Genomic DNA, 20,924 nt, shown 5'->3' with positions numbered 1-20,924 from the left:
GACCTGACGTCAGCCCAGGGTGACCGACTCGCCGATCTGGAGACGGCGGATGTCGGCGCCGAGCTTGTCGGATTCCACCCTCAGCCAGTTGTCCACGAGGCCGAGGCCGTTGTCGTTGAGCAGGCCGTCGTGGGTGGAGTACGCACGCGCGGGGCGTACCGTCCGCAGATACTCCACCATCTCCGCCATCTTCAGCCACGGCGCGTGGGTGGGCACCAGGAGCGTGGGCACCTCCGCCTCGGGGACGGTGAGCGCGTCACCTGGGTAGAAGACCTCGTCATCCACCAGGAAGCCGACATTTTGGACGATCGGCCAATCGGGGTGGTTCTTCGCATGCCACTCGCCGAACACCTTCACCGCGAAACCGGCCGCCTCGAAGCCGTCGCCGTGCCGGACCACGTTCACCTTGACCGGCACGTCGGACAATTCGCCGGCGACGCCCTCGCACGTCCAGATCTCCACGCCCGGCGGGGCGGTCGCGAGCTTGCCAGGATCGACGTGGTCGAAGTGCTGGTGGGTGATCAGGACCGCGTCGGCGCCGTCGAGCACCGGGTCCTCGGTGAACGCCCCCGGATCGATGACGAGGACCTTGCCGTCCTTCTCCAGGCGTACGCACGCGTGACCGTACTTGGTGAGCTCCATTCGCCAGAGCCTACGCTTGTACCCATGTCTACGTGGGAAGCCACCGGGGTCGGCTCGCATCCTGGAGATGATCATCTTGAAGCGGTCAGGGTCGTGTTCGGTGAGGTGCCGGGGCTGCCGTACCTGCCCGAGCTGCCGGCCAGGGGCGTCGGCGCCGACATGGTCGGCAGGACGGCCGCGCTGCTGATCGAACTGCCCGTCGAGGTGCAGCCGTCCGGGTGGCGGCTGACCGACCGGCCCGGGCGTGATCATCAGCGGGCCGTCGATCATCTGCGGCGGGACCTGGACGCGCTGGAGGAGATCGGGCACGACTATGCCGGGCCGTTGAAGCTCCAGGTCTGCGGGCCGTGGACGCTGGCCGGGACGATCGAGCTCAGGCACGGGGACAAGGTGCTCTCCGACGCCGGGGCCGTACGCGACCTGACCGCCTCGCTCGCCCAGGGAGTCGCGGACCACTGCGCCGAGGTGCGGCGGCGGCTGCCCGGGGTGACGGAGATCGTGCTGCAGCTCGACGAGCCGGGGCTGCCTGGGGTGCTGGCCGGGACCGTGCCGACGGCCTCCGGGTTCGGCCGGCTCGCCGCCGTGGAGGAATGGCGGGTCGAAGAGTCGCTGCGGCTGTTCGACGATCCGGTCGTGCACTGCTGTGCCCGCTCCGTGCCGTTCGACGTGCTGCGGCGGGGCGGGGCGCGCGGGGTTTCCGTGGACGCCTCGCTGCTGCGGCGGCGGGACCAGGACGCGCTGGGGGAGCTCGTCGAGACCGGGGCGATGTTGTTGCTCGGCGTCGTGCTGGGTAGGGACGTGCGGTTGCCGGATGTGGGAGTGATCGCCAAGCCGGCGGTGGAGCTGTGGCGGCGGCTCGGGTTCCCGCCGGACAAACTGGCCGGGCAGGTCGTGCTGACCCCGGCGTGCGGGCTGGCCGGGGCGTCCCCCGCCTACGCCAAGGCGGCGCTGGCGGCGTGCAGGAAGGCCGCCCAGGTGCTCAAGGAGGATCCTGCGGGCGGCAGGCAAGAGGGCTGAGCGCGGATACGCGCTGGGCACTCTTGGATGCCTGGGCCATTCGCGTTGTCGGTGCTCGGCGGTAGCGTTTGCTCAAGCCGTCGGACGAGAGGAGAGGGTGCCGTGACCAGCGAGTCGAGCGTCGGGGGCGTGCCTGTGGCCGCGCTCAAGCGGCATGCCGAGCTGAGCGAGCTGGTCGAGGACGCCCGCTGGCGTTACTACGTGCTCGACCAGCCCACGGTCAGCGACGCCCAGTTCGACGAGTGGTTCAAGGAGCTGCTCGCGCTGGAGGAGGCCCATCCGTCGCTGCAGACGCCGGACTCGCCGACGCAGAAGGTCGGCGCGCCGGTCGCGGGCGACTTCGCCAAGGTCGAGCACCTGGCCAGGATGGAGAGCCTGGACAACGCCTTCAACGCCGAGGACATGACGGGGTGGGCGACGCGCGCAGAGCGGCTGGCCGAAGGCGACCCCGGGCCTTACCTGTGCGAGCTGAAGATCGACGGGCTGGCGATCGCGCTGGTCTACCGGGACGGCAGGCTGGAGCGCGCCGCAACCCGGGGCGACGGGCGCACCGGCGACGACGTCACGGCCAACGTCCGCACGATCAAGGGGATCCCGCACCGGCTCAAGGGTGACGACGTGCCGAGCCTGGTCGAGGTGCGCGGCGAGGTCTACATCCCGGTCGAGGACTTCAAGAAGCTCAACGAGCAGCTCGTGGAGCAGGGCAAGCCGCCGTTCGCCAACCCGCGCAACTCGGCGGCGGGCACGCTGCGGCAGAAGGACCCGCGCATCACGGCCCAGCGGCCGCTGCGGATGCTGGTGCACGGCATCGGCGTCTGGGAGGGCGCGAAGGAGCCGCGGGCGCAGTCGGACGTCTACGACCGGCTGCGCGAGTTCGGGCTGCCGGTGAGCGATCTCTACAAGGTGGTGCCGGACTTCGACGGGGTCAACGGCTACATCGAGCACTACCGCGAGCACCGGCACGATCCCGCGTACGAGATCGACGGGGTCGTGGTCAAGATCGACGCCTTCCGCACGCAGCGCGAGCTCGGCTCCACCTCGCGGGCGCCGCGCTGGGCGATCGCGTACAAATACCCGCCGGAGGAGGTCAACACCAAGCTGGTGGACATCCAGGTAGGGGTGGGCAGGACCGGGCGGGTCACGCCATACGCGGTGATGGAGCCTGTCGTCGTGTCCGGCTCGACCGTCGAGCGGGCCACGCTGCACAACGCGGCCATCGTGGTCAAGAAGGGCGTGCTCATCGGCGACACCGTCGTGCTGCGCAAGGCGGGCGATGTCATCCCCGAGATCGTCGGTCCGGTCGCGGCGCTGCGTGACGGGTCCGAGCGCGAGTTCGTCATGCCGACGCACTGCCCGGAGTGCGGGACGCAGCTGGCATACGAGAAGGAGGGCGACGCCGACCTGCGCTGCCCCAACGCCCGCAGCTGCCCTGGGCAGATCCGCGAGCGCATCTACTTCGCGGCCGGGCGCTACGCGCTCGACATCGACGGGCTCGGCTACGTCGCGGCGACCGCCCTCACGCAGCCGCTGCCGCCGCAGGAGCCCGTGGTGCGCACCGAGGCCGACCTGTTCGACCTGAAGATGGAGCAGCTCACCCCGATCAAGTCGGTCGTCCGCGACCAGGACACCGGCCTGCCCAAGATCGACCCCAAGACGGGTGAGCAGAAGATCGTCTCGTTCTTCTCCAACATCAACGGCGAGCCCAGCCAGAACGCTCGCCTGATCCTGTCGGAGCTGGAGGAGGCCAAGCAGCTGCCGCTGTGGCGGGTGCTGGTCGCCTTGTCCATCCGGCACGTGGGGCCGCCCACCGCGCGCAAGCTCGCCGACGCCATGCGGTCGATCGACGCCGTCATGAACGCCTCGGAGGAGGAGCTGGCGGCGGTCGAAGACGTCGGGCCGCGGATGGCCACGACGATCAAGGAGTGGTTCGCGGTCGACTGGCATCGGGAGATCATCGAACGGTGGCGGGCGGCCGGAGTGCGGATGGAGGACGAGCCGGCGCCGGAGAAGGGGCCGCAGACCCTCGGCGGGTTGACGTTCGTCGTCACAGGGACCCTGGAGGGTTACACCCGGGACTCGGCTTCCGAAGCGCTGGCCGGGCGGGGCGGGAAGGTCGCCTCGTCGGTGTCGAAGAAGACGTCGTTCCTGGTGGCGGGGGAGAACGCCGGGTCCAAATACGACAAGGCGGTGAGCCTGGGGGTGCCGATCCTGGACCGGGCGGGGTTCGAGACTCTGCTCAACGATGGGCCGGAGGCGGCGGCGCAGGTGGCGGTCAAGCCCGAAGAGGCTTAACGGCGGCGGGTTCGGCTGGGGCGGCCGGGCGGTCAAGCCCGAGGAGGCTTAACGGCGGCGGGCCCGGCTGGGGTCGGCCGCCGCGGTAGCGAGGGGTGGCACCCGGAGTCAGGGTGTTGTGGCGCGGGCGCACATACGCATGGCTTCGCGTTTGCTACGCAGGGTGGTTTTTGGGTATATGTCGGAAAGGAGTATTACGGACCGTACGCGCTTGGTTTCGCGAAGTGGGGTGAAGGTCGTACCCTCCCATAGTGACCTAATGGGGGTTCTGTTACCGATGACTGACCCAACCGACACTCGCGACACCGGACCACGCGTCGGCACGCCGCTCTGGGCGTTTCTCGCAGGCGTCACCGTGGTCGGCTTCACCGCCCTCGTCGTGGCGATGATCAGGCTGGACTGGGTTGCGCTCGTGGAGCTGGCCCGCACGGCACTGTTCTGGGTGCTGGCGGTGCTCGTGATCCTGGGCGAGCTCAGGCCCGTGATGGTGTCATCCGCCAGCCTGGTGGGCGGCACTTACCCGTCCACCATGTTCACCTTCGCCGTGCTGCTGCACTTCGGGCTGCCGGTCGCGGTGTTGATGCAGGCTGTCGCCGTCGCCATCAACGGGGTGGTGACCCGCAAGTCGTGGCATCGGGTCATGTTCAACATCGCTCAGTCGACGTTGGCGCTCACCGCGGCGGCCGTGGTGCTGGGGGCGTTCGGGATCGCGCCGAGCCCGGCCGCGCCGTGGGAGCCGAGCGGCGGCCACCTGCCGGCGATCGCGCTGGCCGGGGTGGCCTATTTCGCCTCCAGGGCGACGCTGGTCAGCGGGGCGGTCGCGCTGCACGAACGGCGCTCGATCGTGCGGGTGCTGAAGGTCACCGTGGGGCCGCAGAGCCTCGTCTACGCCGCGCTGCTCGGCCTGGCGCCCCTGGTCGTCGTGGTCATGAACCATTCGCCCGGCCTCGTGCCGCTCTTCGTCGCCCCCCTGGCCGCCGTCTACTTCACCGCCACGCTGTCCATGCGCCGCGACCACCAGGCCCTGCACGACGAGCTGACCGGCCTGCCCAATCGCAAGATGCTCATCGTGAGCACCGAGGAGGCGCTCGCCGAGGCCCGTCAGGACGAGCGGGTCGGCCTGTTCCTGCTTGACCTCGACCGGTTCAAGGAGGTCAACGACACGATGGGCCACCCGGTGGGCGACCGGTTGCTGCAGATGGTCGCGCACCGGCTCACCCATTCCGTACGCCCCAAGGACGTCGTGGCCCGGTTGGGCGGCGACGAGTTCGCCGTGCTGCTGCCCTCGATCAGGGACGCCCACGCGGCCAGGGAGGTGGCGGCCAGGCTGCGCGCGGCGCTGACCGAGCCGGTGCGGCTGGAGGGCATGACCTTCGACGTGGACGCCTCGGTCGGGATCGCGCTCTATCCCGATAACGCGCCCGATTTCGAGCTGCTGCTGCAGCGGGCCGACGTGGCGATGTACCTGGCCAAGGAGGGACGCACCGGCGTCGAGCTCTACCAGCCGGACAAGGACCGCAACTCACCCGAGCGGCTCACCTTACTCGGTGATCTCCGCCGCGCCATCGACAACCGCGAGCTCCGGCTGCACTACCAGCCCAAGGTGAGCCTCGGCAGCGGCGCCGTCCACGGGGTGGAGGCCCTGCTGCGCTGGCGGCACCCGGTGCACGGGGCGATCGCGCCCTCCGAATACGTTCCTTTGGCCGAGCAGTCCTACCTGATGCGGCAGCTGACGGCATACGTCATCGAAGAGGCTCTCGAGCAGGCCGCCTGCTGGTGGCACACCGGGCTCAGGGTGCAGATCTCCGTCAACATCTCCGCCCGCGACCTGCTCGACTCGGCCCTGCCCGAGCAACTGGAGGTGGGTCTGGCCAAGTACGGGCTGCCGCCGTCGGCCATCCAGCTGGAGGTGACCGAGCGCATCCTGACCGGCGACCAGGCGTATACGCAGGAGACCATCAAGGCGCTGGCCACGCTGGGCGTGCCGCTGGCCCTGGACGACTTCGGCACCGGTTACTCCTCGCTGATCAGGCTGCAGCGGCTGGCGGTGTCCGAGGTGAAGATCGACGCCTCGTTCGTGCGCAGGATGGCCGGCTCCGAGGACGACGAGCGGATCGTGCGCTCGATCGTTGACCTGGTGCGCTCACTCGGGCTGCGTTCGGTGGCCGAGGGCGTCGAGTCGGACGAGGTCGCCATTCGGCTGGCCGAGATGGGCTGCGACGTGGGGCAGGGGTGGTTGTTCTGCAAGCCCATGTCGGGCGCCGACGCCACGGTCTGGCTCCGCGACCACTCCAGGGGCAATGCCGAGGCCGGATTCGGCTACCAGCCAGAGGTCAGTCGCTCCGCCTGACCCGGCGACACGCCGATCCGGTGGAGCCCATCGGACCCTGGGTGGTGTGTTGCCAGGCGGTTAATGGTTCGGGGGCGCTGCGTCAAGCCCCCTAGGATGGCAGTGTCCAAAGACTCCATCCACGAAACGGGTTAAACGACTCATGTCCGCCATAACCCGCGACGAGGTCGCACACCTGGCCCGGTTGTCCAGGCTGGCGCTCACCGACGACGAGCTCGAACACTACGCCACCCAGCTCGATGCCATCATCGAGGCGGTCGCGAAGGTCTCCGAGGTCGCCGCCGAGGACGTGCCGCCGTCGTCGCACGCGCTTCCGCTGACCAATGTCTTCCGTGCCGACGAGGTGCGACAGTCGCTGACCCCCGAGCAGGCGCTCGCCGGCGCGCCCGCCGTCGAGGGCGACCGCTTCCAGGTGCCGCGCATCCTCGGGGAGGAGGCATGAGTCTCATTCGTAAGACCGCCGCCGAGCTGGGGGCGATGATCGCTGCCGGCGACGTGTCGGCCGCCGAGGTGGCCGAGGCTCACCTGGACCGCATGGCCGAGGTGGAGCCCAAGATCAGGGCGTTCCTGCACATCGATCGCGAGGTCACGCTGGAGCAGGCGCGGGCCGTCGACGCCAGGCTCAAGGCGGGCGAGAAGCTCGGTCCGCTGGCCGGGGTGCCGATCGCGCACAAGGACATCTTCTCCACGCACGACATGCCCACGACGGCCGCGTCCAAGATCCTCGAGGGCTGGCGGCCACCTTACGACGCGACCGTCACCAAGCGGCTGCGCGAGGCCGGGCTGGTCTTCCTGGGCAAGACGAACCTCGACGAGTTCGCCATGGGCTCCTCGACGGAAAACTCCGCCTACCACCCGACGCACAACCCGTGGGACCTGACGAAGGTGCCGGGCGGTTCGTCCGGCGGCTCCAGCGCCGCCGTGGCCGCGTACGAGGCCCCGCTGTCCACCGGCACCGACACGGGCGGCTCGATCCGGCAGCCCGCGGCCGTGACTGGCATCGTGGGCATGAAGCCGACATATGGCGGCTCCTCCCGTTACGGGATCATCGCGTTCGCGAGCTCGCTCGACACGCCCGGCCCGTTCGCCCGCAACGTGCTCGACGCGGCCCTGCTGCACGAGGCGTTCTCCGGGCACGACCCGATGGACTCCACCTCCATCGACGCCCCGGTCCCCAGCGTGGTCGAGGCCGCGAAGAACCCCGACATCGCCGGCATGCGGATCGGCGTCGTCAAGGAGTTCTCCGGCGAGGGCTACCAGGCCGGCGTGCTGGCCCGCTACCACGAGGTCGTCAAGCTGCTGGAGTCGCTCGGCGCCACGGTCGTCGAGGTCTCCTGCCCGTCGTTCACGACCGCCCTGCCGGCCTACTACCTGATCGCGCCGTCGGAGTGCTCGTCCAACCTGGCCCGCTTCGACGCCATGCGCTACGGCCTGCGCGTCGGCGACGACGGCACCCGCAGCGCCGAGGAGGTCATGGCGCTGACCCGGGCCGCCGGCTTCGGCCCCGAGGTCAAGCGGCGCATCATGCTCGGCACCTACGCGCTGTCGAGCGGCTACTACGACGCCTACTACGGCCAGGCGCAGAAGGTCCGCACGCTCATCGCCCGCGACTTCGAGGCCGCCTACCAGCAGGTCGACGTGCTGGTGTCGCCGACCACGCCGACGACGGCGTTCCCGATCGGCGAGCGCACCGACGACCCGATGGCGATGTATCTCGCCGACCTGTGCACCATCCCGTCCAACCTGGCCGGCAACGCCGCCATGTCGGTGCCGTGCGGCCTGGCCGACGAGGACGGCCTGCCCGTCGGCCTGCAGATCATGGCGCCGGTTCTGGCCGACGACCGCTGCTACCGCGTCGGCGCCGCCGTGGAGAAGGCCCTGGAGAGCCGCTGGGGCGGCCCGCTGCTGAAGGAGGCCCCGTCGCTATGACCATGGTCTATGACGAAGCGCTCAACCGGTTCGAGCCGGTGCTCGGCCTGGAGACCCACGTCGAGCTGGGCACCAAGTCGAAGATGTTCTGCGGCTGCAAGACCACCTTCGGCGCCCCGCCCAACACCCAGGTCTGCCCGACCTGCCTGGCGCTGCCCGGCGCCCTGCCGGTGGCCAACGAAATGGCCATCGAGTCGACGATCCGCATCGGCCTCGCGCTGAACTGCTCGATCGCCGAGTGGTGCCGCTTCGCCCGGAAGAACTACTTCTATCCGGACATGCCGAAGAACTACCAGATCTCGCAGTACGACGAGCCGCTCTGCTTCGACGGCTACGTCGATGTCGAGGTGGGCGGCGAGACCGTGCGGATCGAGATCGAGCGGGTGCACCTGGAGGAGGACACCGGCAAGTCCACGCATGTGGGCGGCGCGACCGGCCGTATCCACGGGGCCGACTACTCGATCGTCGACTACAACCGGGCCGGCATCCCGCTGGTGGAGATCGTCACCAAGCCCATCCCGGGCACCGACCGGCTCGCGCCCGAGGTGGCCAAGGCGTACGTCACCGAGCTGCGTGAGATCATGCGCTCGCTCGGCGTGTCCGACGTGCGCATGGAGGAAGGCTCGCTGCGCTGCGACGTCAACGTCTCGCTCATGCCGCGCGGCTCCTCCGAGTGGGGCACCCGCACGGAGACCAAAAACGTCAACTCGCTGCGCAGCGTCGAGCGCGCCGTGCGGAGCGAGATCGAGCGGCAGGCGGGCGTCCTCGCCGAGGGCGGGAAGATCGTCCAGGAGACCCGGCACTTCCACGAGGACACCGGCACGACCACGTCCGGCCGGTCCAAGGAGGAAGCGCAGGACTACCGCTACTTCCCCGAGCCCGACCTGGTGCCGATCGCGCCGGATGCGGCGTGGGTCTCCGAGCTGAAGGCGGCTCTGCCCGAGCTGCCGTCGGTCCGGCGCAAGCGGCTGCAGGCCGAGTGGGGGCTGTCCGACCTCGACATGCAGGCCATGCACAACGCCGACGCGTTCGACCTGGTCGAGGCCACGGTCGCGGCGGGTGCGCCGGCGGCGGACGCGCGCAAGTGGTGGATGGGCGAGCTGGCGCGGCGCGCCAACGAGAGCGCCGTCCCGCTGGCGGACCTGCCCATCACGCCGGCCCAGATCGCGCGGGTGACCGAGCTGGTGGCCTCGGGTGCGCTCAACGACAAGCTGGCGCGCGAGGTGCTCGAAGGCGTGCTGGCCGGTGAGGGCACGCCCGATGAGGTGGTCGAGAAGCGCGGGCTGCAGATCGTCAGCGACGAGGGCGAGCTGCTGGCGATCATCGACCAGGTGCTGGCGGACAACCCCGACGCGGTCGAGAAGGTGCGGTCCGGGAAGATCGCGGCGGCCGGTGCGCTGGTGGGTGGCGTCATGCGGGCCAGCAAGGGCAAGGCCGACGCGGCCCGAGCCCGGCAGCTGATCCTGGAGAAGCTCGGGGTCTCGGAGTAGACCGCCGTCTCGTGAGGGCCCTGCCGCTTCGGTGGCGGGGCTCTTCGGCGTGATGGCGGCTGTCGTCTGCCGGCCATACGGGGCAGCCGTGGAAAGGAAGGGCGCCGGTCCTAGGCCCAATGGCCCGGGTGGACTAGGGCCCCCGCTGGAGGTGCGGTGCCGCAGGGCCTCGTAGGTTCGTCGGCATGACGAGGAAAGCGTTGACGGCGGGCCTGGTGGCGATGGTGTCGCTGGTGGCCTTCGAGTACATGGCGGTCGCGATCGCCATGCCGGTCGTGGCCAAGGAGCTCGGCGGGCTGGAGCTGTACGGGCTGGCGTTCAGCGGCGCGATGGCCGCGAGCGTGGTCGGCACGGTGCTCGGCGGCCGATGGGCGGACGTCCACGGTCCTCAGGCGCCGCTGTGGACGGGGGCGGTGGGGTTCGCCGCGGGGCTGACCGTCGCGGGACTGGCGCCCAGCATGGAGGTGCTGATCGCGGGCCGGTTCCTGCAGGGCTTCGGCGGGGCGCTGGTCAGCGTGGCGTTGTACGTCGTGGTGGCCAGGGTCTACCCCGAGAGCCTGCACCCCAGGATCTTCTCGTTGTTCGCGACCGCGTGGGTGGTGCCCTCGATGGTGGGGCCGGCGATCGTGGGCGTGGTGACCGACACGCTGGGATGGCGCTGGGTGTTCCTGCTGGTCCCGATCCTGACCGTGCTCTCCGGCCTGGTGCTGGTGCGTGGCCTGGCTGGGCAGCCGGTCAGCGGCGGGCAGGGCGAGCCCGCCCCCGGGTTGATGGGCAAGATCGCCTGGGCGGCCGTGACCGCCGTCGGTGCCGGCCTCATGCAGTACGGCAGCAGCGGGGACCGCTTCCCCCTGCTGATCGCCGGCATGGTGGTCCTGGCTGTCGCGCTCCCGAGGTTGCTTCCCCGCGGCACGCTCCGCGCCGCCCGCGGGCTGCCCGCCGTCGTGGGCCTGCGCGGTCTGTCGGCCGGGGCGTTCTTCGCGGCCGAGGTGATGGTGTCGCTCATGCTGATCGACCACCGCGGCCTGCCCACGTGGGCGTCCGGGCTCGCGCTCATGGGCGGTTCGCTGACCTGGTCGTTCGCCTCCTGGGTGCAGGGGCGGGAGTTCTTCAGCAAGAAGACGAACCTGCGGCTCGGCTCGGCCATGATGGCGCTGGGCATCCTGATCATGGGCACGGTGGCGTTCACCACGGTGCCGGTGGCGCTGGCGTACCCGTCGTGGATCATCACCGGGTTCGGGATCGGGCTGGTGTACCCGACGCTGTCGGTGCTCACGCTGGAGTTGTCGGCGCCCGGCGAGCAGGGCAAGAACAGCTCGGCGCTGCAGGTGGGCGAGTCGGTGTTCTCGGTGGTCGCGGTGGCCGTCACGGCGGCGCTGTTCACGCCCACCGAGTCGGGCTACTGGACGGTGTTCGCGGCCACGCTGGTCATGGCGCTGGCCGGGCTGGCCATCGCCGGGCGCTCGATCAAGGACGGTTCCGCCACGGTGGCGGAACCGTCCCAGGAGTCGCTCAGCCGACCGGCGTGACGTCGCTCTTCCGGGCGAAGAGCTTCCTGAACAGCGGCGTGAGCAGAGCCAAGAGCGAAAGACCCAGCAGCACCGCCGCCACCGGGCTGCGGACCAGGACGGTCACGTCGCCCGCGCCGATGGCCAGGGCCCGGCGCAGCTGGATCTCCGCCATCGGGCCCAGGATCATGCCGATCACGGCGGGGGCGACCGGGAGGCCGAAGCGGCGCATGGCGTACCCGAGCAGGCCGAGCAGGAACAGCACGAACAGGTCCACCACGGTGCCGTTCAGCGCGTAGACGCCGAGGGCGGCGAAGAGCACGATCCCGGCATACAGGTACGGACGCGGGATTCGCAGCACCTTCGCCCACGCCGGTGCCAGCGGCAGGTTCAGCACCAGCAGCATCGCGTTGCCGATGAACAGCGACGCGATCATGCTCCACACCAGCGCCGGGTTGTGGTCGAACAGCTGGGGCCCGGGCTGCAGGCCGTACTGCTGGAAGGCGGCCAGCATGATCGCCGCAGTCGCCGACGTGGGCAGGCCCAGGGTGAGCAGCGGGACCAGGGTGCCGGCCGCCGAGGCGTTGTTGGCCGCCTCCGGGCCTGCGACGCCTTCGATGGCGCCCTTGCCGTATTCCTCCTTGGCCACGCCCTTGGCCAGGCGCTTCTCGGCCGCGTACGACAGGAACGTGGGGATCTCGGCCCCGCCGCCGGGCAGCGCGCCGAACGGGAAGCCCAGCGCCGTGCCGCGCAGCCAGGGCCGCCAGGAGCGCCCCCAGTCCGCCCGGCCCATCCACGCCCGGCCGACGGGCACCACCTCGGGTGTCGCGTGGCGCAGCCGCGAGGCCACGTACAGGGCCTCGCCGAGGGCGAACAGGCCGACCGCGACGATCACCACGTCGATGCCGTCCAGCAGCTGCGGGATGCCCAGCGTGAGCCGCGCCTGCCCGGTCTGCTGGTCGATGCCGACCAACCCGATCGTCAGGCCGAGTCCCAGGGAGGCCAGGCCGCGCACGATCGAGCGGGACAACACCGACGACACGGCGGTGAACGCCAGGATCGCCAGCGCGAAGTAGTCCTCAGGGCCGAACGAGATCGCGAACGCCACCACAGCCGGCGCCGCCACCACGAGCAACGCGGTCGCGATGGTCCCCGCCACGAACGAGCCGATGGCCGCCGTGGCCAGCGCCTGGGCGGCCCGCCCGCGCCTGGCCATCTTGTTGCCCTCCAACGCCGTGATCATCGACGAGGACTCGCCGGGCGTGTTGAGCAGGATGGACGTGGTCGAGCCGCCGTACATGCCGCCGTAGTAGATGCCGGCGAACATGATGAACGCGCTGGCCGCCGGCACCGTGAACGTGATCGGCAGCAGCAGCGCCACCGTCATCGCGGGCCCGATGCCGGGCAGCACGCCGACCAGGGTGCCGAGCGTGACACCGATCAGCGCGTACATGAGGTTGACCGGGGTGAGTGCGGCGGCGAACCCGTCGAGCAGGAGCTGCAGCGACTCCACCTAGATCACCCCCTGCAGCGGGCCGCCCGGCAGCGTGACGCCGAGGCCCTTGACGAACAGCAGGTACGTGGCGATCCCCATGACGACCGCGACCACCGCCGCGCGCACCTTGTGCTCGGCGCCGAGCGCCAGCGACAGCCCGAAGAACAGCAGGCTCGCGCCGATGATCCAGCCGAGCACGTTCAGCAACGCCGCGAACGCCAGGAAGATCCCGCTGACCAGCCCCACGCTGCGCCAGTCCGCCGGCGCGTCCACGTCCACGTCCTCGCTCTCCTCGGGGTCGCCGTGCCCGCCTCGCAGCACGTCGATCACGTAGAACAGGCCGACGAGCACCATGGCCCCGCCGACCAGCATCGGGAAGAAACGCGGCCCGATGCCGAGCTGGGAGGCCGCCGCCGAGACGTCCAGCGTCCCGGCGATCACGAACACTCCCAGCCCGAGCACCACGACCGCCAGCCCGAGCTCGGGCCGCCGCCAGCGAGCCATCAGGAGACGAGCCCCATCTCGGCGATGATGGCCTTGACCCGGGTCTGCTCGGAGCTCAGGTAGTCGGCGAACTGCTGACCGGTCTGGAAGGAGTCGATCCAGCCGTTCTTGGCCACCGCGTCCTTCCACGCCTGCGAGTCGTGCATCTTGGTGACCAGGTCGGTCAGGGTCTTCTTGTCGGCGTCGGAGAGTCCGCCGGGGGCCACGAAGCCGCGCCAGTTGGCCAGCTCCACGTCCAGGCCGCCCTCCTTCAGCGTGGGCGCGTCCAGGCCCTCGATCCGCTCGCCCGAGGTCACGCCGAGCGCGCGCAGCTTGCCGGACTTCACGTGCTCGGCGAACTCGCCGACGCCCGAGATGCCCGCGCTGACCTTGTTGCCGAGCAGCTGGTTGAGCGCCTCGCCGCCGCCCGAGTTGGCGATGTAGTTGACCTGCTTGGGGTCCACGCCCGCGGCCTTGGCCATCAGCCCGGCCACGATGTGGTCGGTGCCACCCGCGGACCCGCCGGAGATCGACACCTTGCTGGGGTCGGCCTTCCACGCGGCGACCAGGTCGGCCACCGTCTTGAACGGGGACTCGGCCGGGACCACGATGATCTCGTACTCCTCGGTCAGCTTGGCGATGGGCGTCGTCTCGGCCAGCGTGACCTTCGACTTGTTCTGCTCGATGGCGCCCACCATGACCAGGCCCATGGTCATCAGCAGGTTGCCGTTGCCCTTCTCGCCGGCGAGCTGCGCCAGGCCGATCGTGCCGCCCGCGCCGGGCACGTTGAACACCTCCACCTTGCGGTCGGGAGCGGCGCTCTTGAGCGCCTGCTCGGCCGTGCGGGAGGTCTGGTCCCAGCCGCCGCCGGGCGAGGCCGGCGCCATGATGCGGAGCGTGCCGGAGGCGGTGGTGCCGCTCTGACCGCCGCAGCCGGCCAGGGCGCCGATCGAGAGCGCCGCGAGTGCGGCGAGTATGCGCAGGCGCATTGTTAACTCCAACGAGGGGGGAATTTCACGGCTAGGAAACACTGGTTATGAGACTGGGATGGTGAATCCCCATGCCGCCCCTCGTCGAGGCTTTGGAACCTTGCCGTCATAGTGGTCGTATTGGTCGCGACCTGGCTGTGACCTGCGTTTGTTTCCATGTGCCTCGTGAGAAGGGTACGCGACGCGTCCCTAGGGACCCAGCTCTTCGTGCTCCAGATGGTGATCGTGCTGCTCGCCGTCGGGGGCACGGCCGGCGTGTGGGCCGGGCACACCCGAAACCAGCTCGCCGGGCTCCACCAGCAGCGGGCCCTCGCGATCGCCCAGTCGGTGGCCGCGCTCCCGCAGGTCCGTGAGGCCTTCAAACGGCCGGACCCCTCGGCGGTGCTGCAGCCGCTGGCCATGAGCGTCCAGCAGGAGACCGGCGCGGACTACGTCGTGATCGCCAACGCCGAGCAGAGGCGCTACGCCCACCCCAACGCCGCCCTGATCGGCGAGAAGCTGTCCACCGACGGCACCGAGGTGCTCAGGACAGGAAAGGGCTGGGTGGGCACCCAGACCGGCACGATCGGCACCACGGTCAGGGGCAAGTACCCGATCCGCGACGAGTACGGCAACGTGATCGGCCTCGTCTCCGTGGGCGTGCTGGAGACAACGGTCATGGGCCAGCTCGGCGCCGCGCTGCCGCCGCTGATCTGGACGGCGCTCGCGGTCATGCTGGCCGGCCTCGCGCTGGCCGCAATGATCACCGCACGGGTGCGGAGGCAGACCTTCGGCCTGGAGCCCAAGGAGATCGCCGCGCTGCTGGAGCAGCGCGAGGGCGTCCTGCACGGCGTCAAGGAAGGCGTGCTCGCGCTCGACCTCGCAGGCCGCGTGACGCTGGTCAACGACGCCGCCCGCGAGCTGCTGGGCGCGGTGGTCGAAGGGGAGGACCTGAGCCGGATGCCGGTCTCCGACCGCATGCGCGACGTGCTCGGCGGCGCCGACCAGGGGGAGGACCGCGTCGTGCTGCACGGCGAGCGGGTGCTGGTGCTCAACCGCACCCCGGTCTCCGTACGGGGGCAGCACCGCGGCTGGGTGGTCACCCTCAGGGACCGCACCGAGCTGGTCCGCCTGGCCCGCGAGCTCGACGACACCAGCAGCGCGACGGAGGCGCTGCGGGCCCAGGCGCACGAGTTCGCCAACCGCATGCACACCGTCGTCGGCCTGCTCGAGCTGGGCGAGCACGAGTCCGCCATCGGCTTCATCACCCGCACCACCCGCGGCACCTACGCGACCGACCTGCGCGAACGCGTCCAGGACCCCACGCTGGCCGCCCTCCTGCTGGCCAAGTCCGCCGAGGCGGCCGAGCGCGGCGCCACGCTGGTGTTGTCGGAGGACTCCTCAGTCCCCGAGGGCATAATCGGTGACCCGCAGGACGCGGTCCTGGTGGTCGGCAACCTGGTCGCCAATGCCATCGACGCGCTCGACGGCGCGGCGGGCACGATCGAGGTGTCGGTGCAGGCGGACTCCGACGGGCTGCGGGTGCGGGTCGGCGACTCGGGGCCCGGCATCGCCCCCGACCTGGTGGACGAGGTCTTCAGAGAAGGCTTCACCACCAAGGCCGCCCACTCGGGACCGCGCGGCCTCGGCCTGGCGCTGACCAGGCAGGCGTGCTTGCGCAGAGGCGGCTGGGTTCGGGTAGTCAACTCCGGGGGAGCGGTCTTCACCGCCCTCCTCCCGGCGGAGGCGGGGACATGAGCGACATTCGCGTGCTTGTCGTGGACGACGATTTCATGGTCGCGCGCATCCACAGCGGCTACGTGTCCCGCGTGCCCGGCTTCCGGGTCGTCTCCATGGTGCACAACGGCGCCGACGCGCTCAACGCGGTGGCCGAGCTCCGCCCCGATCTCGTGCTGCTCGACATCTACCTGCCCGACATGTCGGGCCTGGAGGTGCTCAAGGCGCTCCACGGCGTGGACGTCATCATGATCAGTGCCGCCCGCGACGTGCCCACGGTTCGGGAGGCCATGCGCGGCGGCGCGCTCAACTACCTGATCAAGCCCTTCACCGCCGCCGCCCTGACCGAACGCCTCCAGCAGTACGCCGACACCCGCAACCGCCTGACCGCCATCGGCCCCGAGGCCCGCCAGGACGACGTGGACCGCCTCTTCGGCAGGCACACGTCGGCCGCCCCCACGCCCATGCCGAAAGGGTTGTCCTCGGCCACCTGCGCGCTGGTCGCCGATACCCTGCGAGAGGTGGGTCGCGACCTGTCGGCGGCCGAAGCGGCCGAGCTCACGGGCTTGTCGCGGGTCAGCGCCCGCCGCTATCTCGAACACCTGTGCGCGGCGGGCCAAGCGGAGTTGCGGCCACGGTACGGCACGGCCGGACGTCCGGAACATCGCTACCGGTGGCTAGGTTGACACATTTCCGTAGCCATTTCCCGTGACATATGCGGATCCGCGTGCCTTACTGTTGCCTGAGACTTGGCTGCGGACGCGGGAGGAGATTGAGGCGTGCGAAACGGCGCCGGACCGATCGAATCACCGACCGACCCGTTCGCCTCGGTGCCACTGCCCTCGTCGGCAGTCTCCAAGAAGCCGCGGATCGAAGGGTTACCCCCAGGGGTCTCCCGGGACATCTTCGGCCCGCCGGCCAGGCAGGAGCCCCGGCCGGCACCGGGCCCGAGCGCGCCGGGCGGTTCACCGGGAGGCGCGCTGCCACCGGTGCCGCCGCCGGCGCAGCCGTGGCCCATGAAGGACACGCAGCCGTCCGCCCCGCCCGCTTTCGGAGTGGCCGAACGGCCCGCCGCCTTCGACCCCGACCCGCCGAAGCGGCGCCGGGTCCTGCCGGGCCTGGCGTTGTTCGTCGTGGTGCTCGCGGCGCTGGCGTACGTGGTGCCCGCCGTGCTCATGTCAGGGTCGGTGTTGCGCGGCACCCGGGTGGCCGGGGTCGACATCGGCGGGCTGACCGTGACCCAGGCCGCCGACAAGTTGCGTAACGAACTGGGCGCCAAGCTCAGCAAGCCCGTCGTGGTCGACGTCGGCGGCAAGAAGGACACCGTCCAGGCCGACGAGGCCGGGCTCGAGCTGGACGTGGTCGGCACGATCGGGCAGGCGCCGAGCGGGTTCCCCAGCCCGCAGGAGGTGTGGCAGGGCCTGACCGGCATCACCGAGCTCCAGCCGAAGGTCAGCATCGACTCCTCCCAGCTCGCCAGGACCGTCGAGGGCCTGGCGGAGGGCGTGGACAAGCCCGCGGTCGAAGGCCGCGTGGGCTTCACCGGGCTGCAGCCGAAGGGACGCGAGCCTGCCGACGGCGTGTTGCTCGACCGGGACGACGCGGTACGCCAGATCGGCGACGCCTTCCTGCGCGGCGGCGGCACGGTGGTGCTGACGCTGCGGCCGGCCAAGCCGGACACGACCAGCGAGGCCGTTCAGAGGGCCCTGGTCAAGGCGCGCAGTGCTGTCGCCGGGCCCATCACGCTGACCCTCGGCGAGAAGCAGGTGCAGATTCCCCCTGCGGTGATCGCGGCGAACCTGACGTTCAACCCCGACGGCGACGGCTCGCTGGTGCCGGAGTTCGACGCCAAAGCGGTGCTGGTAGACGTGGAGAGCGCGCTCGTCGACGCCGCCCAGCAGCCGCGCGACGCGACGTACCAGATCGTGGACGGCAAGCCGGTCCTGGTGCCCGCCCGGACGGGGCGGGGCGTGAACGACAAGCTGCTGGCCAGGGATGCGGAGAAGGTGTTCGACGCCGGCGGTGAGCGGACGATCCCCGTGCGGCTGGGGGTGGTCGCGCCGGCCGTCAGCACGCAGCAGGTCCGCGGGCTCGGCATCGAGGAGATCGTGGGCTCGTTCAGCACGACGTTCGACTGCTGCCTGCCGCGGGTGAAGAACATCCAGCGCATGGCGCAGCAGCTCGACGGGCATCTGGTGAGGCCGGGGCAGACGTTCTCGATCAACGAGGTCATCGGGGAGCCGACCGTCGAGGATGGCTACGTCGAAGCCGGGCAGATCGTCGGCGGGCGCATGGTGAACGTCGTCGGCGGCGGCGTTTCGCAGTTCGCCACGACCATGTACAACGCGGTCTTCTTCGGTGGATTCGACGACGTGGAGCACCAGCCGATGGACTACTACGCGCAGCGTTATCCCGCTGGGCGGGATGTCGCGCTGCTCTATCCGGACACCGACCTGAAGTGGCGCAACGACTCCGAGCACGGCGTGCTGATCAAGACCGCCTTCACCGACACGTCGGTCACGGTCACGCTGTGGAGCACCAAGCGGTACGACAAGATCGAGCCGGTCACGTCGGAGCGGCGGGACGTCAAGCCGTTCCGGAGCGAGGTCAGCTCCGAGCCCGACTGTCTGCCGACGGTGGGCGAGCCGGGGTTCACCATCGACGTCGCCCGCGTGTTCTACAAGGGCGGCAAGGTGGTCAAGAAGGACAGGAAGCTGACCACGGAGTACCGGCCTCAGGCCCAGATCACCTGCGCCGGCTCGGGCCAGTAACACCGCCTGCCCGGCCCTGCGCCGTCCGCGGGCCGGGCGTCGCGCGTCGGCCGCCGCGGTGGCGTTACGAAGACGCCGTGACCGACAGGATGCGGTCGTCGCCCTCCTGGGGCGAGCCTCGGCCGTCCTTGTTGCTGGTGCCCATCCACAAGGCGCCGCCGGGGGCGGTGGTGACGGCGCGGATGCGGCCGTACCGGTCGGTGAAGTGGGCGACCGGTTTGCCGGCCGAGCCGTCCTCGCCCAGCGGGACCTGCCACAGGCGGGCTCCTTGCAGCGCGCCGACCCAGAGGGAGCCGTTCGCGTACGCCATCCCGGACGGTGACGCCTCGTCGGTGGTCCAGGTGAGGATGGGGTTGACGAAGCGCTGGTCGTCCCCGCGCCCCTCGACCTCGGGCCACCCATAGTTGGCGCCCGCCTTGATCAGGTTGACCTCGTCGTAGGCGTTGGCGCCGAACTCGGAGGCGTACAGCCGCCCCTGCTCATCCCACGCCAGCCCCTGGACGTTGCGGTGACCGTAGCTGTAGACGAGCGTGCCGAACGGGTTGCCGGGGGCGGGCTTGCCGTCCACGGTCATGCGCAGGATCTTGCCGCCGAGCGAGTCGCGCTGCTGCGCCAGCTCGCCATCGCCGACCTCGCCCGTCGTGGCGTACAGGTAGCCGTCGGGGCCGAACGCGAGCCGGCCGCCGTTGTGGATGCCGCCCTTGGGGATGCCCTCGACGAGGATTTGCCGCTGCCCGAGGCGGTTGCCGTCGAAGGCGTAGCGGATGATCCGGTTGTCCGCTGCCGCGGTGAAGTAAAGGAATATTTGCTGATCCTTGACGGCCACGCCCATCAGGCCGCCCTCGCCGTCCGGCCGCACCCCCTCGATCGTCCCCAGCTCCGTCACCTGCCCGGCCTGGCTGACCCGCAGCAGCCTGGCCGAGTCCCGCTCGGTCACGAGAGCGTCGCCGCTGGGCAGGAACGCCACCGCCCACGGCACGGAAAGGCCCGTCACCACGTCCTTCGGCTGGCCAGGGGCGGCGGCGTCACCCAAAGCGGCGGTCGGGAGCACCGCACCGCCTGTTCCGCCACCGCCGGAGCAGGCGGTGAGCGCGGCCACGACTAGGATCGTCCAGAGCTTCCTCATATCCCCCATACTTACCGGCGAGACATAAAGTTCTGCGCATGAAGACCTGGGTTCCCTCCGACGCGGTGGCCGAAGTTCTGTCCGATCTGCCGGGAGTCGAATGTGCCGTCTATGACGGCACGACCTCGATGCCGAAGGGGATCGAGGAGGTGGAGGTCTGGATCCCGCCGCTCGTCACGGTGCCCGATGTGCCCGGCACGCTGGCCAGGATGGGCTCGCTGCGGCTGGTGCAGACCGTCACCGCGGGGGTGGAGCCGTACCGGCCGCACATGCCTGAGGGCGCGGTGCTGTGCAACGCCCGTGGCGTGCACGACGCGGGGACCGCGGAGTGGGCGGTCGGCGCGATGATCGCGGTGCTCAGGGAGTTTCCCGAGTTCGTGGACGCGCAGCGCAGGGGCGAGTGGACCTACCACCACACCGGCGTGCTGGCCGACTCGACCGTCCTGATCGTCGGCTACGGCTCCATCGGCGCCGCGCTCGAGCGCCGCCTGGAGGGCTTCGAGGTCGAGATCGTACGGGTGGCCAGGAGCGCCCGGGAGGACGTGCACGGCATGGCCGAACTGCCCGGGCTGCTGCCCCAGACGGACGTCGTGGTGCTGCTGGTCCCCGCCACGCCCGACACCGCCGGCATGGTGGACGCCACGTTCCTGGCCCGGATGAAGGACGGAGCCGTCCTCGTGAACGCCGCCAGGGGAGGTGTCGTCGACACCGACGCTCTGATCTTGGAACTCAAGAACGGCAGGCTGCGCGCCGCGCTGGACGTGACCGCGCCCGAGCCGCTGCCCGAGGGTCACCCTCTGTGGAGCGCGCCGGGCGTGCTGATCACCCCGCACGTCGCGGGCAGCACCCCCGCGTCGGGGCGGCGGATGCTCCGCCTGATCAAGGCCCAGCTCTCGCGTTATCTCGCGGGCGAGCAGTTGATCAACGTCATCACGGAGTCGTACTGAGAGGATCCCGGAACGTGGCTGGTCCGTGACCTTCGGTGCGTACCGTTACGTTTGCGGGGAGTTCCTGACTGACTGTCAAGGAACTTTTGGCGGCAATTGGTCTGTGTGGTTATCAGATCGGTGACGACATCGCCGTTGTCACCACCCGCGTGCCCGTGACCGCTCACAC

The 20,924-nt window shown here is 70.3% G+C and carries 16 protein-coding genes; 11 read left to right on the top strand and 5 right to left on the bottom strand.

The genetic code is table 11. The annotated features are described in order from the left end of the window. Positions 1–9: 9 nt before the first annotated feature. On the bottom strand, positions 10–642 hold the full coding sequence (locus ACTWQA_RS06305) for an MBL fold metallo-hydrolase (protein WP_443158315.1): 633 nt from the start codon (positions 640–642) through the stop codon (positions 10–12). Positions 643–666: 24 nt separating this feature from the next. On the opposite strand from ACTWQA_RS06305, the gene ACTWQA_RS06300 reads away from it, so the two are divergent. The 7 genes from ACTWQA_RS06300 (at position 667) to ACTWQA_RS06270 (ending at position 11,249) form a co-directional block, all read left to right on the top strand. Next, positions 667–1,659 (top strand): methionine synthase, encoded by a 993-nt coding sequence (locus ACTWQA_RS06300; protein WP_443158314.1) that lies wholly within the window; start codon positions 667–669, stop codon positions 1,657–1,659. Between the two features lie 102 nt (positions 1,660–1,761). Then, positions 1,762–3,951, top strand: coding sequence for an NAD-dependent DNA ligase LigA (ligA, locus tag ACTWQA_RS06295; protein WP_443158313.1), 2,190 nt, complete (start codon positions 1,762–1,764; stop codon positions 3,949–3,951). A gap of 277 nt (positions 3,952–4,228) precedes the next feature. Then, positions 4,229–6,301 (top strand): putative bifunctional diguanylate cyclase/phosphodiesterase, encoded by a 2,073-nt coding sequence (locus ACTWQA_RS06290; protein WP_443158312.1) that lies wholly within the window; start codon positions 4,229–4,231, stop codon positions 6,299–6,301. A 142-nt stretch (positions 6,302–6,443) separates the two neighbouring features. Further along, on the top strand, positions 6,444–6,743 hold the full coding sequence (gatC, locus tag ACTWQA_RS06285) for an Asp-tRNA(Asn)/Glu-tRNA(Gln) amidotransferase subunit GatC (RefSeq protein ID WP_305916679.1): 300 nt from the start codon (positions 6,444–6,446) through the stop codon (positions 6,741–6,743). Further along, positions 6,740–8,230: an Asp-tRNA(Asn)/Glu-tRNA(Gln) amidotransferase subunit GatA gene (gene gatA, locus ACTWQA_RS06280; protein WP_443158311.1), complete on the top strand. Its 1,491-nt coding sequence runs from the start codon at positions 6,740–6,742 to the stop codon at positions 8,228–8,230. Before gatC ends, gatA begins: the two co-directional genes overlap by 4 nt. A gap of 2 nt (positions 8,231–8,232) precedes the next feature. Then, positions 8,233–9,720, top strand: coding sequence for an Asp-tRNA(Asn)/Glu-tRNA(Gln) amidotransferase subunit GatB (gene gatB, locus ACTWQA_RS06275; RefSeq protein WP_443158358.1), 1,488 nt, complete (start codon positions 8,233–8,235; stop codon positions 9,718–9,720). Positions 9,721–9,905: 185 nt separating this feature from the next. Continuing rightward, positions 9,906–11,249, top strand: a complete 1,344-nt coding sequence (locus tag ACTWQA_RS06270; protein ID WP_443158310.1) for an MFS transporter — start codon at positions 9,906–9,908, stop codon at positions 11,247–11,249. Here ACTWQA_RS06270 and ACTWQA_RS06265 read toward each other — a convergent pair. From ACTWQA_RS06265 to ACTWQA_RS06255, 3 genes are read right to left on the bottom strand one after another with little or no spacing between them, the layout of a single operon-like run. Then, a complete protein-coding gene (locus ACTWQA_RS06265) occupies positions 11,233–12,741 on the bottom strand; it encodes a tripartite tricarboxylate transporter permease (protein ID WP_443158309.1) in 1,509 nt (502 codons plus the stop codon). The two genes, ACTWQA_RS06270 and ACTWQA_RS06265, sit on opposite strands and share 17 nt — an antisense overlap. Next, entirely contained in the window at positions 12,742–13,227 is a 486-nt protein-coding gene (locus tag ACTWQA_RS06260) for a tripartite tricarboxylate transporter TctB family protein (RefSeq protein WP_305916675.1), read from the bottom strand. It lies immediately after the preceding gene. Beyond that, a complete protein-coding gene (locus tag ACTWQA_RS06255; protein WP_443158308.1) occupies positions 13,227–14,195 on the bottom strand; it encodes a Bug family tripartite tricarboxylate transporter substrate binding protein in 969 nt (322 codons plus the stop codon). The genes ACTWQA_RS06260 and ACTWQA_RS06255 overlap by 1 nt, the downstream gene beginning before the upstream one ends. Before the next feature lie 156 nt (positions 14,196–14,351). Here ACTWQA_RS06255 and ACTWQA_RS06250 point away from each other — a divergent pair, with 156 nt between their 5' ends. The 3 genes from ACTWQA_RS06250 to ACTWQA_RS06240 all read left to right on the top strand — a co-directional run bounded on the left by ACTWQA_RS06250 (position 14,352) and on the right by ACTWQA_RS06240 (position 18,682). Next, positions 14,352–15,932 (top strand): ATP-binding protein, encoded by a 1,581-nt coding sequence (locus ACTWQA_RS06250; protein WP_443158307.1) that lies wholly within the window; start codon positions 14,352–14,354, stop codon positions 15,930–15,932. Then, complete coding sequence (locus ACTWQA_RS06245; RefSeq protein WP_443158306.1) at positions 15,929–16,597, top strand: response regulator; 669 nt, start codon at positions 15,929–15,931, stop codon at positions 16,595–16,597. The genes ACTWQA_RS06250 and ACTWQA_RS06245 overlap by 4 nt, the downstream gene beginning before the upstream one ends. Positions 16,598–16,690: 93 nt before the next feature. Continuing rightward, on the top strand, positions 16,691–18,682 hold the full coding sequence (locus ACTWQA_RS06240; RefSeq protein WP_443158305.1) for a VanW family protein: 1,992 nt from the start codon (positions 16,691–16,693) through the stop codon (positions 18,680–18,682). Positions 18,683–18,746: 64 nt separating this feature from the next. Here the strand turns inward: ACTWQA_RS06240 and ACTWQA_RS06235 are convergent, their stop codons facing one another. Further along, positions 18,747–19,808 (bottom strand): PQQ-dependent sugar dehydrogenase, encoded by a 1,062-nt coding sequence (locus tag ACTWQA_RS06235; RefSeq protein ID WP_443158304.1) that lies wholly within the window; start codon positions 19,806–19,808, stop codon positions 18,747–18,749. Between the two features lie 38 nt (positions 19,809–19,846). On the opposite strand from ACTWQA_RS06235, the gene ACTWQA_RS06230 reads away from it, so the two are divergent. Next, positions 19,847–20,755 carry a 2-hydroxyacid dehydrogenase gene (locus ACTWQA_RS06230; protein ID WP_443158303.1) on the top strand — a complete coding sequence of 303 codons (909 nt, stop codon included), beginning with the start codon at positions 19,847–19,849 and terminating at the stop codon, positions 20,753–20,755. Positions 20,756–20,924 lie beyond the last annotated feature (169 nt).

The sequence above is a fragment of the Nonomuraea sp. 10N515B genome (genome assembly GCF_052245915.1).
Taxonomy (GTDB): Bacteria; Actinomycetota; Actinomycetes; order Streptosporangiales; family Streptosporangiaceae; genus Nonomuraea.
Note: the sequence above shows the minus strand (reverse complement) of the source record. Positions and strands in the feature narration are given on the sequence as shown.

Coding starts and splice junctions, on each gene's coding strand:
- ACTWQA_RS06305 (WP_443158315.1), bottom strand. CDS start 642: ATGGAGCTCACCAAGTACGGTCACGCGTGCGTACGCCTGGAGAAGGAC.
- ACTWQA_RS06300 (WP_443158314.1), top strand. CDS start 667: ATGTCTACGTGGGAAGCCACCGGGGTCGGCTCGCATCCTGGAGATGAT.
- ACTWQA_RS06290 (WP_443158312.1), top strand. CDS start 4,229: ATGACTGACCCAACCGACACTCGCGACACCGGACCACGCGTCGGCACG.
- gatC (WP_305916679.1), top strand. CDS start 6,444: ATGTCCGCCATAACCCGCGACGAGGTCGCACACCTGGCCCGGTTGTCC.
- gatA (WP_443158311.1), top strand. CDS start 6,740: ATGAGTCTCATTCGTAAGACCGCCGCCGAGCTGGGGGCGATGATCGCT.
- gatB (WP_443158358.1), top strand. CDS start 8,233: ATGGTCTATGACGAAGCGCTCAACCGGTTCGAGCCGGTGCTCGGCCTG.
- ACTWQA_RS06270 (WP_443158310.1), top strand. CDS start 9,906: ATGACGAGGAAAGCGTTGACGGCGGGCCTGGTGGCGATGGTGTCGCTG.
- ACTWQA_RS06260 (WP_305916675.1), bottom strand. CDS start 13,227: ATGGCTCGCTGGCGGCGGCCCGAGCTCGGGCTGGCGGTCGTGGTGCTC.
- ACTWQA_RS06255 (WP_443158308.1), bottom strand. CDS start 14,195: ATGCGCCTGCGCATACTCGCCGCACTCGCGGCGCTCTCGATCGGCGCC.
- ACTWQA_RS06250 (WP_443158307.1), top strand. CDS start 14,352: ATGTGCCTCGTGAGAAGGGTACGCGACGCGTCCCTAGGGACCCAGCTC.
- ACTWQA_RS06245 (WP_443158306.1), top strand. CDS start 15,929: ATGAGCGACATTCGCGTGCTTGTCGTGGACGACGATTTCATGGTCGCG.
- ACTWQA_RS06235 (WP_443158304.1), bottom strand. CDS start 19,808: ATGAGGAAGCTCTGGACGATCCTAGTCGTGGCCGCGCTCACCGCCTGC.
- ACTWQA_RS06230 (WP_443158303.1), top strand. CDS start 19,847: ATGAAGACCTGGGTTCCCTCCGACGCGGTGGCCGAAGTTCTGTCCGAT.